The 12,803-nt window shown below is 66.4% G+C and carries 11 protein-coding genes; 5 read left to right on the top strand and 6 right to left on the bottom strand.

Going from position 1 to position 12,803, the window contains the following annotated elements; translation table 11 throughout:
* Nucleotides 1-135 precede the first annotated feature (135 nt).
* Nucleotides 136-1,422, top strand: a complete 1,287-nt coding sequence (locus ACFXHA_RS34615) for a family 1 glycosylhydrolase (protein ID WP_379363691.1) — start codon at nt 136-138, stop codon at nt 1,420-1,422.
* A 390-nt stretch (nt 1,423-1,812) separates the two neighbouring features.
* Here the strand turns inward: ACFXHA_RS34615 and ACFXHA_RS34610 are convergent, their stop codons facing one another.
* A complete protein-coding gene (locus ACFXHA_RS34610; protein WP_379363689.1) occupies nt 1,813-3,246 on the bottom strand; it encodes a DUF222 domain-containing protein in 1,434 nt (477 codons plus the stop codon).
* A gap of 136 nt (nt 3,247-3,382) precedes the next feature.
* Here ACFXHA_RS34610 and ACFXHA_RS34605 point away from each other — a divergent pair, with 136 nt between their 5' ends.
* Nucleotides 3,383-3,832 carry an NUDIX domain-containing protein gene (locus ACFXHA_RS34605; RefSeq protein ID WP_379363687.1) on the top strand — a complete coding sequence of 150 codons (450 nt, stop codon included), beginning with the start codon at nt 3,383-3,385 and terminating at the stop codon, nt 3,830-3,832.
* Nucleotides 3,833-3,853: 21 nt separating this feature from the next.
* On the opposite strand, the gene ACFXHA_RS34600 is transcribed toward ACFXHA_RS34605, so the two are convergent.
* The 3 genes from ACFXHA_RS34600 to ACFXHA_RS34590 are packed head-to-tail and all read right to left on the bottom strand — an operon-like array spanning nt 3,854 to nt 7,717.
* Nucleotides 3,854-5,458, bottom strand: coding sequence for a hypothetical protein (locus tag ACFXHA_RS34600; RefSeq protein ID WP_379363685.1), 1,605 nt, complete (start codon nt 5,456-5,458; stop codon nt 3,854-3,856).
* Nucleotides 5,459-5,468: 10 nt separating this feature from the next.
* Nucleotides 5,469-6,191 (bottom strand): HAD family hydrolase, encoded by a 723-nt coding sequence (locus ACFXHA_RS34595; protein ID WP_379363683.1) that lies wholly within the window; start codon nt 6,189-6,191, stop codon nt 5,469-5,471.
* On the bottom strand, nt 6,188-7,717 hold the full coding sequence (locus ACFXHA_RS34590) for a mannitol dehydrogenase family protein (RefSeq protein WP_379363681.1): 1,530 nt from the start codon (nt 7,715-7,717) through the stop codon (nt 6,188-6,190). The genes ACFXHA_RS34595 and ACFXHA_RS34590 overlap by 4 nt, the downstream gene beginning before the upstream one ends.
* Before the next feature lie 457 nt (nt 7,718-8,174).
* Between ACFXHA_RS34590 and ACFXHA_RS34585 the strand changes: the two genes are divergently transcribed.
* Nucleotides 8,175-9,506, top strand: coding sequence for a lipase family protein (locus tag ACFXHA_RS34585; protein ID WP_379363679.1), 1,332 nt, complete (start codon nt 8,175-8,177; stop codon nt 9,504-9,506).
* 38 nt (nt 9,507-9,544) lie between these two features.
* The gene (locus tag ACFXHA_RS34580; RefSeq protein WP_379363677.1) at nt 9,545-10,186 is read left to right on the top strand and encodes a TetR/AcrR family transcriptional regulator; all 642 of its coding nucleotides are present in this window, start codon (nt 9,545-9,547) and stop codon (nt 10,184-10,186) included.
* A gap of 3 nt (nt 10,187-10,189) precedes the next feature.
* On the opposite strand, the gene ACFXHA_RS34575 is transcribed toward ACFXHA_RS34580, so the two are convergent.
* On the bottom strand, nt 10,190-10,561 hold the full coding sequence (locus tag ACFXHA_RS34575) for a hypothetical protein (RefSeq protein WP_379363675.1): 372 nt from the start codon (nt 10,559-10,561) through the stop codon (nt 10,190-10,192).
* Nucleotides 10,562-10,718: 157 nt separating this feature from the next.
* Here ACFXHA_RS34575 and ACFXHA_RS34570 point away from each other — a divergent pair, with 157 nt between their 5' ends.
* On the top strand, nt 10,719-11,927 hold the full coding sequence (locus ACFXHA_RS34570) for a M20 family metallopeptidase (protein ID WP_379363673.1): 1,209 nt from the start codon (nt 10,719-10,721) through the stop codon (nt 11,925-11,927).
* Here ACFXHA_RS34570 and ACFXHA_RS34565 read toward each other — a convergent pair.
* Nucleotides 11,896-12,753 (bottom strand): alpha/beta fold hydrolase, encoded by an 858-nt coding sequence (locus tag ACFXHA_RS34565; RefSeq protein WP_379363671.1) that lies wholly within the window; start codon nt 12,751-12,753, stop codon nt 11,896-11,898. The two genes, ACFXHA_RS34570 and ACFXHA_RS34565, sit on opposite strands and share 32 nt — an antisense overlap.
* Nucleotides 12,754-12,803: the final 50 nt, after the last annotated feature.

Raw genomic sequence — 12,803 nt, 5'->3', positions numbered from 1 at the left:
GATTTTCCTCCTCCGAAGCTGCCCCGATCCCGACAGGTGCAGCCTGATTTCTGGAACACGTTACCGCGCAATGGGATTTGCGTCTCTGCGTCGTATCGCCCCGGAACCCGCTCTCGGCGCGCTAATCTCGATGAGATGGGACATCGTGCACTGTTCGCGCTTGTATGTACCGTCCTGGCGGCTTGGTGCGTGGTCGCCACGCCTGGCGCTGCCACAGCAGATGCCGGGCTACCATCGGTGGGCGGCAATTTCCTGTGGGGAGTGTCCAGCTCCGGGTTCCAGAGCGAAGGTTTTGCACCGGACAGCAATTGGAGCCGCTACGCCGGATCGGACTATCGCAATTCGGTCGATTTCCTGCACCGTTACGACGAGGACATCCGCAATGCCGCCGATCTCGGCGTGGGTGTCTACCGGGTGAGCGTGGAATGGGCACGAGTGCAACCCAATCCGGGCGAATGGGACTTTTCCTTCTATGACGGGATGCTCGCGCGGATCCGTGCCGCCGGCATCCAGCCGATGATCACCCTGGACCACTGGGTGTTTCCCGGCTGGGAGGTCGATCGTGGCGGCTGGCGCAATCCCGGCATGGTCGACGACTGGCTGACCAATGCCCGCGCGGTGGTGGACCGTTACGCGCACCTCGACCCGCTGTGGGTCACCTTCAACGAGCCGCTCAACTACTCGAGCAAGGAGCAGTCGATCGGCGACCTCGGCGCACTCGACGTCGCGCCGATGATCGACCGCATGGTCGCCGCGCACCGCGCGATCTACGACCACATCCATGCCGTGCAACCGGGCGCGATGGTCACCAGCAATATCGCCTACGCGGCGATGGGCGAGGCAACGGCCGACGCCTCCTTCGTCGACCGCATTGCCGACAAACTCGACTATGTCGGAATCGATTACTACTACGGCGGATCGCTGAGCAACCCGCCGAATGTGGTTGCGCAACTGACCAACCAGCCCTCTAGCCTCATCCTGGAACCGGACGGTATCTACTACGCCCTGCGGAGATACGCCCAGAAGTTCCCCGGGCGACCGCTCTACGTTGTCGAGAACGGCATGCCGTCGGACAATGGGTCACCCACCACCGATGGCATGACTCGTGAGGACAACCTTCGGGACACCGTTTACTGGGTTCAGCGTGCCAAAGCCGACGGTATGAACGTGATCGGCTTCAACTACTGGAGCATCACCGACAACTACGAATGGGGGAGCTACTCCCCACGTTTCGGTCTCTACACCGTCAACGTGACCTCCGATCCTTCGCTGTCTCGGCATCCCACCGCTGCGGTTCCGGCCTATCACGACATCATCGCCACCGGCGGGGTTCCCGGCGGCTACGTTCCGACCCGCGCACCGGCTCTCTGCTCGATCCAGGATCTGCCATCCAGTTGCCTCAACCCGGTCACCGTGCGCTGAAAGATCAAGAGCTGTAAAGACAAGAGCTAAAAGATAAAAAGCGGCCAGGAGGAGGAGTAGGTAGGTGGCTGGGTTCGGCTCGCCTGCCGGCGGTTCCAGCCTCGTTGCGGTCCGGCCGTTAATCGTCTCTGTGGAGTTGTCAAAGACCAAAAGAAGAAAACCTTTTCGGGGGGGGCGTTGTTGTTGTTTTGTCTCGAGTAGGTGATGCGTGCGGTCCGTGGGCTGGGGTTGGTGGGTTACGGCTCCCGGCTCGGCGTCAGCCCAGGTCCGGTAGGGCAGGCGACGTAACCACACTTCTTCTTTTCACTTCTGCGTACGCCGGTGTCGGACAGGCAAATCGGTGGGCAAGCAACCCGAGGGGCCCCACCTTTGGTGAGGCTGCCACGGACATTAGGGACGTAACCAGCGTTCGAACGCGGCCGTCGCCCGTTCCCCCGCATGATGACGATCGTTGACCTGCGGGGTCTGCGTCGGGTCGACAAGCCGGGGTGCGATCCAGCCGATACGCCCGGCATTCTCGGAATCCGGTGGCATGACAATCGTTTTCCAGTTGTCGGGGCCGTCACCCACCAGTGAATGGCAGGCATCGCAAGCGAGCGTGAGGTTTTCGATGTCGGTCGCTCCGCCTTTGGCCCAGTCGGTCACATGATGCACCTGGGTCAAGGTGGCGGGGGCGTTGCAGCCGGGGCGGGTGCAGCCGCGCTCGGCGGCGATCAACGCCAGCCGCTGCGCCGGGTTCGCGAGACGGTTCTTGCCGTGGCCCAGGTGAAGCGGGCGGCCGGTGTGGTCGAAGATCGCCAGGAACGGCTTGGACTTCTCGGCCAGGACGAGCGCTTCCTGCAGCGGGACGGTGCCGCCGGAGGCGGTGGTCGCGACACCGGCGGCGGCCTCCACCTCGGCCAGCGACATCGTGATGATCGTGGAGACGGGCAGGCCACGGTGCTGACCGAGGTTGGTCGGGCCGAGCTCGGGGCGCAGGAACGCCACCAGAGCGTCGTGCTGGCGCTGCGCAGCCGAACGGTTGTCGCGCTGGGCGGCGGCTTCGAGCGTGGCGGGGTCGATTCCTTCTGCCTGCCAGGGGCTTTCGGGGTCGGCGGGGTTGCACATGCCGGGCCGTGCCAGGTCGGCGAAGATCGGGTCGAGCAGCGCGCGTGCGGTCGGGGTCAACTCGCCGCTGATCGTGGACATGCCGTCGATGCCCTGCTTACCCAAGACCACGCCGCGTCGACGCTGACGGTCGGCCTCGGTGGTGACGGTGCCGTCGGGGTCGAGGCGATCGAGGATGCGGGCAGCGGTCTTGGACAGGTCATCGGGGGTGAAGCGGGTGGCGAGCTCGGCCAACTGCGCTTCGACGTTCTCACGCTGCTGCGCGTCGGTCTTGTCCGGGATGCGGTCGACGAGCTTGGCGATCACCCGGGCGTGATCGGCCGAGATCCGTCCCTGTTCCTGCAGCTCCGCCGTCGAAGCCAGCACCGGCGGCACGACCTGCCCATCCTGCTGGTGGGTGCCCAGCAGTCCGGCCGCGCGCACGCGGGAGGCGGCGTCGGCGTGCCCGAGGTGCAGGGTGGCTTCGAGGTATTTGTCGGTGCGCGCCTTCCAGCCGGCTTTCTGCGGCAGGCAACGGGTTTCGACGCCGTCGATCAGCCGGTGCTCGAACCCGGCGAGGCGACGCTTACCCATCTCGTAGTCGCGCATCACCGCAACGAACTCACCGTCGGACAGTGCTGCCAGCGCCCCTTGCAGCAGTGCGTCGGTGGCCTGCGAGAGCATCGCGATCGCGTCTGCGATCGTGATGTCGTCGAGAACCGTTGCGCCGCTGGTCATACCCCTATTCTACTCCTATCGAAAGCATATTCGAAGCGAATTATATTGTGGTATAAAGGTTTTCGGAATGTGTCGACCCGCATTCCGGATAATGTTGTGTCCCATGAAATCTGATTTGTCCGAATACATTGCCAATTTGCCCCGCAAGCGGATGGGTGCGGGCGCATTATTCGTCGATGATCTGGGCCGAGCACTGTTGGTCGAGCCGACCTACAAGGACTACTGGGAAGTGCCCGGCGGTGTGGTCGAGGCCGGCGAATCGCCCGGTGCTGCGGTGCTCCGAGAAGTCCGCGAGGAATTGAGCCTCACCATCCCGCTCGGCCGCCTGCTGGTGGTCGACTGGGTTGCCCCCGGTCTCTATCCCGACGACGGCTTGATGCTGATCTTCGACGGCGGCCGCCTCACCCCCGACCGGACCGCCGCGATTGTCCTTCAACGCGAAGAACTTCGAAGCTGCGCCTGGTGCGACGAGTCGCAGATCGCCGAGCGTCTCCCCGAGGTGATGGCTCGCCGGGTGCGTGAAGCCCTGCGAGCCCACCTCGGCGGTACTTCGGCCTATCTGGAGAACGGGCTCCCCATGGAGTGACCGTGGATGCGTCGTGGGGATCTACCGGTCGCCGAAGCGGTCGGACCAGAAGGGGTTGTTGCGTAGGTCGTCCAGGTTGCGTTGCGGTTTGCCGTCGAAGGCGAAGGCGATGAGGTCTTCCCAGATCCAGTGCATTCCGCGGGCGAGGGTCCAGACGGTGTCCTGGCTGGTGTAGAGGTAGTACTGGCGTGGGTGGGCGGGGGCCGGGTCCCAGGCGACGCTTACCGAGCAGCCGTCGCCCGGGTTGGCGGTGATGGTGCCGGTGAGGTGGAAGTCCATGACCGAGACGAGGTTTCCCCGACGGTCGAACGGGACGTCGTCGCCGGAGGTGTTGCGTCGGGTGCGGACGGCGATCCGTTCGCCGGGGAGCATGTCGGCGACCTTGGCTTCGAAGCGGGGGTGCGGATCCATCCGCCATTCGCCGCGGGTGAGGAAGTCCTCGGGCTGATTACGGCGGGATTTCTTCGGGCCGGGCGGCACGAGCCAATAGCAGACGATATCGCCGAGTTCGTCGCTGTCTGCGCTCGGCATGCTGCCATCGTGCACCGCCATATCCGGGTGCACGGTGTCCGGAAACAGCGGTGCGGCGATCGGTGGTCCAGGAACCGTCGTCTCCGTGCTTGTTCCGGATGGCAGAACGTTGTTGCTTCGATCGCCGGGATAGATCGATTGCACCAGCTGCGGACAGTGATTGCGCGTGTAGATGCAGGCATGCTTGCGCATGATGTCGAGAATCAGCCGGGCAGCCGCCGCAACGATTTGCGGGTCGTTCAGAACGCCGAGCATGCTCTCGGGTGTCGGGCACTCCACGGCGATCACATCGCCGTCGGCATCACGATATTCGGTGTGCTCCAAGCGCGCCCGTGGATGCTGACGCTGGAACGCGTACTCGGCCTTCGGATTCGGGGCGAGCAGGCTGCGGCGGACGTTCAGGAAGCCCGATAGGTTCTCGCCGAGAACGAAAACTTCCATCGAGCCCACGCTGACGCACAGTCGTCGCCGCCCTCCGAAGGTGCCGGTGCTCACCGACCAGTACTGGAACTCGGTGGCCCGCGGCACCGGGACGCACGACTCCAGAAAGGTCCGGAGTAGCTCGGTGGACACCGCCGCATCCGTCTTCTCGTGGTATCGCCGCGCGGCCGTCGAGTACCGAATCTCCTGTGCCGCCATCGCTTTCAATGGCGTCGCATCGGCGGCATTGAAAGCGTGAGGGTCGGCCAGCCATCGCCGTTGCGCGGTGGCCGGTATCAATTCCTCGAGGGCATCGCGATCACCGTCCATGCTGGCATTGACCACATTGCGCAGCGGCACCCCCAGTGCCTCCAACTCACGGGTCAGGATCCGTTCCCGCCGTTTGAGTTCCTGCTTCGACGCCACCTGCGGGAGCAGCCGCACCGTCGAGATCTCCGTCCCCCACTTCGTAGCGTGCTGGCTCATCCGTGCACGCAGATTCACCGATTCCCCGACATAGAAGGTGTGGTCGAGGAACCGCAGCAGATACCAGCCGCTCACCACCGCCTCCCCGGCAGGTAGCGCAACTTTCCGGACCTCGTCGAAATGAACTGCCGTAGAGAAGGTTTGAGAGTCGGCCCACTTGTCGGCCATTTCCCCCGCCGAGATGATCATGGCGAAGAGCTTAGGGCTGCGACTCGCTATAGCGTTGCGGAACAACAGGCTTCGAGCTGTCAGCCGCGGCGATGTAGTCGATGGCGTGGTGGAGGCTGAGATAGATGCGATGGGCGAGGGCGGTGGTTTCGGGATTGGGTGGGATGAGGTCGGGGATCAACAGGCAGCGGAGGCCTGCGGCGTGGGCAGCGCGGAGGCCGTTGGGGGAGTCCTCGCAGGCGAGGGTGAATTCGGGGTCGGCACGCAACGCGGCGGTCGCTGTCAGATACGGCTCGGGATGGGGTTTGCCGTGCTGGACGTCCTGGCGGGTGATGATGGCGTCGAAGCGGTCGCCGAGGGCGACGGCACGCAGGTGGTGGCGGGTGCGGTCGCGGTTGGAGGAGGTGGCTATCGCACGGGGGATGCCGCGGTGGTCCAGTTCGTCGAGGAGGTCGAAGACGCCGGGCTTGACGGCGAGGCGACCGGCGTCGACCAGGCGGGCGATGACGGATTCGTGCCTGCGGAAGAACTCGTCGAGCGGGAAGTCGGGGCCGAACGCGGTGACGGCCATCGCGCGGCAGGTGTCGGCGGGCATGCCGATCAGGCTGTGACAGAACTGTTCCGACAGTTCGTAGCCGAGTTCGCGCCCGGACACCGCCAGGGACTCGACCGCCAGCCGCTCGGAGTCCAGCAGCAGCCCGTCCATATCGAAAACGACGGCTCGGACCGGCTTTTCGTGTTCGTCGAAGCTCATGCCACCCGCCCAATCGATTCCGGCCGCATGCGGCGACCGATCACCTCGATGACATTGTCGTTGATCAGTTCGCTCAAGGCGTCGCCGACCTCCTGCTGGATGTGACCCAGATGCGGCAGCGGACCGAAGATGTCGGTGCGCGCGAGGAAAGCGCGAGCCCGCAGGTGCGGATCGGGGATGGCCGCCAACCGGGCCAGTTCCGGGGCGCGCGCATCGATGATTTCCATGGTGGCACCGGATGTTCCGCACAGATCGAACCAGCGGATCCAGGCCGCGATCAACAGCGCCGCACCGGGTGTGGGTCGGCCGGTCGCGAGATTCTCGCGCATGGGTGCGGCGACCCGCGGCAGCATCTTGTCCGAACCGTTGCGGCCGACCCTGGTCATCTCGTGCCGGATGGCGGGATTGCGGAATCGGCGCAGCAGATCGTCGACGGTGCGGTGCAATTCGGCGTCGGGCAGTCGCACGGTCGGACCCTGCTCGTGCAGCATGAACTGCCGTGCCAGCGCGCTCAGCACCGGATCCGCACCCGCCTCGGCGATGGTCCGGTGTCCGGCGAGCGCGCCCAGGTAGGCCAGCAGCATGTGAGTTCCGTTGAGCAGCCGCAGTTTTGCCAGTTCATGATCGGACACATCGGCGACATAGTTGGCACCGGCCAGATCCCAGCGCGGGCGCTCGCCTTCGAAGTCCTCGATGGTCCAGGTCATGAACGGTTCGGCGGAGACGGGCGCCCGATCGTCGACGCCGCCGAGCCGGCTGCGGGCCGCCGCATCGTCCTCGCTGTCGTCCGAGGCCACGATGCGGTCGACGACGCTGGAGGGGAACTGCACGTGCCGTGCGATCCAGGTCGCCAGCCGATCATCCCGCAGCGCCGCGAAATCGGTGACGGCACTGCGCAATTGGCGTCCATTGGCGGTGAGGTTGTCGCAGCTGAGCACCACCGGCGGCGTGCCGCCCCGCCTTCGCACCGCCGCCAGCCCACCCACCAGCATGCCGATGGCCGTGCACGGTTTCGCGGTGCAGCGCAGATCATGTCGCACCGGATCGCTGCCGGAATCGAGCCGTCCGGTGGTGGGGGACAGGCAGTATCCGCCGGTGGTGACCGTGAGTGTCACGACGCGCACCCGTGGATCGGCGACCCGGCGCACCACCCCGATCCGGTCGGACGGTGCGTGCACCGCCGCCGTGATCGCCCCGACAACCTCCGCCCGCACTGCGCTCTCATCTCGCAGCAGGGTGGTGTACAGGTTGTCCTGGGCGCGCAGGGCGCCGACCACGTCGGGCCGGGACATGGCGACCGCGGCGATACCCCATCGTCGGTCACCGGTGGCGATCATGGCGTGCTGGGTGATCAGTGCCTGATGTGCGCGATGAAACGCGCCGCACCCGAGGTGCACGATGCCGGTGCCCAGAATGCCGGGCGTGAAGGGTGGTCGGGTGACGTCTCGCGGGAGCCCGCGCAGGGCCCCGACTCCGAGCCGTGGCGAAATCGTCCTGGCCGTCCCTGAATTCGGATTGCTGCACATACCGCGCCCTCGCAAGCATTTCGGAGTCGTTGGTGTGAAAGCGGACCGATCAACATTGAATTCGCCGCAGAACCCGAATCTAGATCACGTTTCCGGAAACCTCGACAGGGAATTACGCCTTTCCTTTGTTCGCTCTGTCACACGGTTGGCGATAAAGGGGCCGTAGGTATTTCGTAAATGCCCAGCTGAATTCCTGTATTCCGAATACATATTCGCCGATCGGGACTTCTGGAAGCGGGACGTGGCCGTCGGCGGCTGGTCCGGGGCGACACCGGCCGGGCCGACTCGGGGGCTTGCGGGGCGGTTGCGGGCTGCGCCGATGAAAACTGCCTGGTCAGAAGCTGTTCAAATCTTGGACGCATGTGTGCAACAATGGCCCGCAGTGTAATCCAGCTCATGTCGGCGGCCGGGTGTGACGCGGTCGGCGAACGAGGGCAATGATGCTCAGGAGGTTGATGTGGGGAACTCCCGCTTGCGGTGGGCCGTGCTGCTCGCGACATCGGTGGTCGCGTTCGCGAGTGCCACCGAGGCGGCGTGCGCCGACACCGGATATCCCACGTTCCCGCCCGATCAGAACCAGTTGCCGCAATTGCCTACAGAGCCGGATCTCTATGGCGCGCTGCCGATTCCGAAGCCGTCACAGGACGCCTGGTACGACGAACCGGCCGACCTGGATTCGTATTCGCCGGGCCAGATCGTGCGCACCCGGGACGTGCAGACCAGAATTCTCGGTATTCCGTTCCCGGTGTACACCCGCCAGATTCTGTTCCGCTCCAACGATGTTCACGACAATCCGATCGTGACCGCGACGACCGTCATCGTGCCCGGCATCCCGTGGGCGGGCGGCCCGCGCCCGGTGGTCTCGTTCCAGGAGGCGATCGACTCCACCGACCCGTCCTGCAATCCCTCCTACACGCTGCAGGTCGGGACCATGAAGGAGGCCGCGCTCGCGGTCGACTGGCTGGCGCAGGGATTCGCCATCAACGTCCCCGACTTCGACGGCAAGTTCAACACCTTCAACACCTACGCCGAGGGCAAGATGGTGCTGGACAGCCTGCGCGCCATGAAGAATGACGCCGGTCTGGGCCTCGCGGATTCGGGGATCGCGCTCTACGGCTATTCCGGCGGCGGCTCCGGCTCCATCCGCGCCGCCGAACTGCGCGCCACCTACGCCCCAGACATCCAGCTGCTGGGCACCGCAATCGGCGGCACGCCAGGCGATCTGGTGGCGGAGGCGAAATATGGGATGGCACAGCAGCCCGGCCTGACGGGCCTCGGCAACTTCACCATGTGGCTGGGCATGGTGAGTCTCGCCCGCGAGTACCCCGACGTCTTCCGCCCCGAGGAATTCCTCACCGAGGAAGGTCAGCGGCTGCTGCGGGACTTCCAGAGCCGTTGCCTGCCAACCATTCTCGCCACCGGCATGTATCGCCCGCTGAGCGAGTACTTCCAGCCCGGCAAGTCGCTGGATTCTTCACCCGAGGTCATGAAGGTGTTGCAGGACAACAGCCTCGGCCACTACATCCCCGACACCCCGGTGCTCTGGTGGCACGGCGTCTGGGACGAGATCGTGCCGCCCTCGACGGTGCTGCCGACCATCGACTCCTACTGGGAGCGCGGCGCGAACCTGCGTTTCTACACCGTCCCGGTGCCCGAACACGGCACCAACGCGGTCACCGGCTGGCTGCCGGCGGTCGCGTGGACCACCGCGATCCTGCGCGGCCTGCCGCCAGGCCCGACCTTCAAGGCCGACTTCAAGCCCTTGCCCCCGGGCTTCCCCGCCAGCTGATCCCGAGATCCGGACGGCCGCCGACTAACCTCGCAGTCGTGACCGAGAGCAGCGTTTCGACCCGGAAATACAGCGGCCGGCCGGTCGAGGACCGCCGGGCCGAGCGCCGCACGGAATTCCTTGCCGCCGGGCTCGAGGTCTTCGGCGGCGGTGGCTATCGGGAGAGCTCGATCACCTCGCTGTGCCGGGCGGCGGGGCTGGCGCGCGGACAGTTCTACGAGCACTTCGGCAATCGCGAGGATCTGCTGCTCGCGGTGTACGACCTGATTCAGGACGACGCCCGCCACGCCGTGACCGCGGCGGTCGAGGTGGCCGGAACCGCGGATGTCCGGGTGCACATGGCGGCCGCGGTGACCGCGTACGCCGAGTCGGTGGGCCGCGATCCGCGCCGGGCGGCGGTGTCGTTCGTGGAGATCGTGGGGGTGAGCCCGCGGGTGGAACAGCATCGGCTGACGCAGCGCGAGACGTGGGTGCAGTTCTTCATCGAGCGGATGCGGCAGAGCGTCGGTCCGGACTATGTCCCGCCGGGTGGATTCCGGGCTGCGGCAACGGGTTTCATCGGCGCGCTGATGGCCCTGGTGCAACAGTGGAGTACCGCGGAGCCGCGGCCGGACCTGGCCGACGTGACCGCGGTGCTGACCGCTTTCCTGACCGGCCTGGTGGTGCCCGCCGCAGGGTGAGGCCTACCCGGAACCGGTGCCCGGCATTCCGGTGCCGGGGGCCGCGCCGGTCAGTGCCCATCCGGTCATGCTGTCGCCGCCGCGGCACATCGGAGTCAGTCCGACCGACCCGTGCGGTGGGGCGACACCGCTGAACGAATTCTGGTACGGCGTCGGAGAGGCCGGGAACTGTCCCGGCGTCTGTGGTGTGTTCGCGGGATTGGTGAGGCAGTACGTGACACCGGAGACCACGTACGAGTCGTCGCTGTCATTGGTACACATCAGGCCATCGCAGTTCAGACCCGCCGCCAGTTCCTGTGCCTGGGCCGGGGCCGCCATGCCGAAGACCAGCGCGACGCCCGCGATTCCTGTCGTGAGCACGGTTCGAACTCTCATCTCGACACCTCTCGTTCCGACTGGACGATCGGATCCACACCACCAGATGGGCAAACTTTTGGCAACCTGAAGGCGTGGATAGTGATCGCGCGGTGATCCGGAATTCGCAGCGCGCCGCCGCGGCGCGACACACACTGGGAGGGCAGGGAGGACAGTGATGTCGGTTCATGAGGACGCCCGTGAAATCCAGGGTGAGCTGGTGGCCCTGCGTCGTCGCCTGCACCGGGAACCCGAACTGGGGCTGTCGCTGCCCCGGACCCAGGAGCAGGTGCTCACCGCCCTCGACGGACTCGACCTGGAAGTGACCGTCGGAGCGGCGCTCTCGTCGGTCACGGCGGTGCTGCGCGGGGCGCGGCCCGGCCCCACGGTGCTGCTGCGCGGCGATATGGACGCGCTGCCCGTCACCGAGCGCACCGGCCTCAGCTTCGCCGCGCCGGTGGACCGGATGCACGCCTGCGGTCACGACCTGCACGTCAGCATGCTCGCCGGGGCGGCCCGGCTGCTCTGCGCACACCGCGAAAAACTGTGCGGCGACGTGGTTTTCATGTTCCAGCCGGGCGAGGAAGGGTACGACGGCGCGCGGCACATGCTCGCGGAGGGCGTGCTCGACGCCTCCGGTGAGCGGGTGGTCGCCGCCTACGCGCTGCATGTCATCAGCATGCTGCGGGCGGGTCGGATCACGACCCGCGGCGGGCCGTTCCTGTCCGCCTCCGACACCGTCCGGGTGACCGTGCGCGGCGCGGGCGGACACGGATCCATGCCGCATCAAGCCCTCGACCCGATCCCCGTCGCCTGCGAAATGGTGCTGGCGCTACAGACATTCGTGACCCGCCGCTTCGACATCCACGATCCCGTCGTGATCACGGTGGGCTCGATCCACGGCGGCACCCAGAGCAATGTCATCCCCGACGAGGCCGCCTTCGAAGCCACCGTGCGCAGCTACTCGGACGCGGCGCGGACCCGGGCGCGGGACGGCATCGTGCGAATGATCCGTGGCCTGGCCGAGGCGCACGGCGTCACCGCCGCGATCGACTACGAACCGATGTATCCGGTCACGGTGAACGACCAGGCCGAGGCCGAATTCGCCGCCGCGACCGCGATCGAACTCTTCGGTGACGACCGGTTCGACTGGGCGCCGCATCCGGCCTCCGGATCCGAGGATTTCTCCCGCGTGCTGGCGGCCGTGCCGGGTGCGATGCTGCTGCTCGGGGCCGCCCCGGCGGGCGTGCCCGAGCCGGATCGGGCCCCGGCCAACCATTCACCGCTGGCCGAATTCGACGAATCGGTCCTGGCCGACGGCGCGGCGCTGTACGCCGAACTCGCTCTACAGCGACTCAGCCACGGCCCGAACGGGTTCCGGCGGTGAGGATCCCGACGAGCTGACGCGCGAAGGCGTCGGCGTCGGTCCGCATTCCATTGTGGGCACCGGGGAATTCGGTCACCGCCGTGTCGAGGCGGGCAGCGATCTCCACGGCGGGCCGATAGGGGAGTGCACCCCGGGTCTCCCGCCCGACGGCGAGGGTCAGCCGATCGACACTCGCGCTCAACGCCTCGTAATCGGGTATGTACGAGGTGAATTCGCGCAGCTCGTGTTCCAGCATGAGCGGCCCGTTCGCCGCCAGGCGCTCCCACATCGCGGCCGCGCGCGGTGACAACTCGCCCGGTGCGGGCGCGGATTTCATCGCGGGTCCGATACCGGCCAGGAACCGGGCCGACGCCGCGGCCACACCCTCGGTGCGGAACAGGGTGTGCACCTCGTCGATCATCGCGCGCTGCACGGCGGCATCGGGCAGCACGGCGAAACACGGCGGCTCGTGTGCGACCAGCGTGCGCACCTTGTCCGGGTGCCGCGCCAGCAGATCGAGTCCGACGATGGCTCCCGCGCTGCCGCCCACGACATGCACGGGCTCATCGGTGAGCTGCTGGATCAGCCGCAACACGTCATCACTCTGTACCTCCACCCGCTGCGTGACCTGCGGGCCGTCGAGGGTGCTGCGCGAGTATCCGCGTGGGTCGAGGGCGACCACGGTGAAGTGCTCGGCGAGCACGTCGGCCAGTGGATCGACGGTCCCGGCGTCACCGCCACCGCCGGGCAGGAACACCAGAAGTGGCCCCGCGCCGCGGATTTCGTAGTACAGCGTCGCACCGGGGACGCGCAGAGTGTCGGACTTGATTCCCGTGTCGGGAGTCATCGCTAACATCCTTCCTATGTTGTTTAGGTTGAAACCTAATATACATAGGA

The organism is Nocardia sp. NPDC059240 (assembly GCF_042753865.1).
In the GTDB taxonomy this organism is placed as follows: domain Bacteria; phylum Actinomycetota; class Actinomycetes; order Mycobacteriales; family Mycobacteriaceae; genus Nocardia.
The sequence above is the reverse complement of the archived record's forward strand: the minus strand, read 5'-3'. Positions and strand labels throughout refer to the sequence as shown.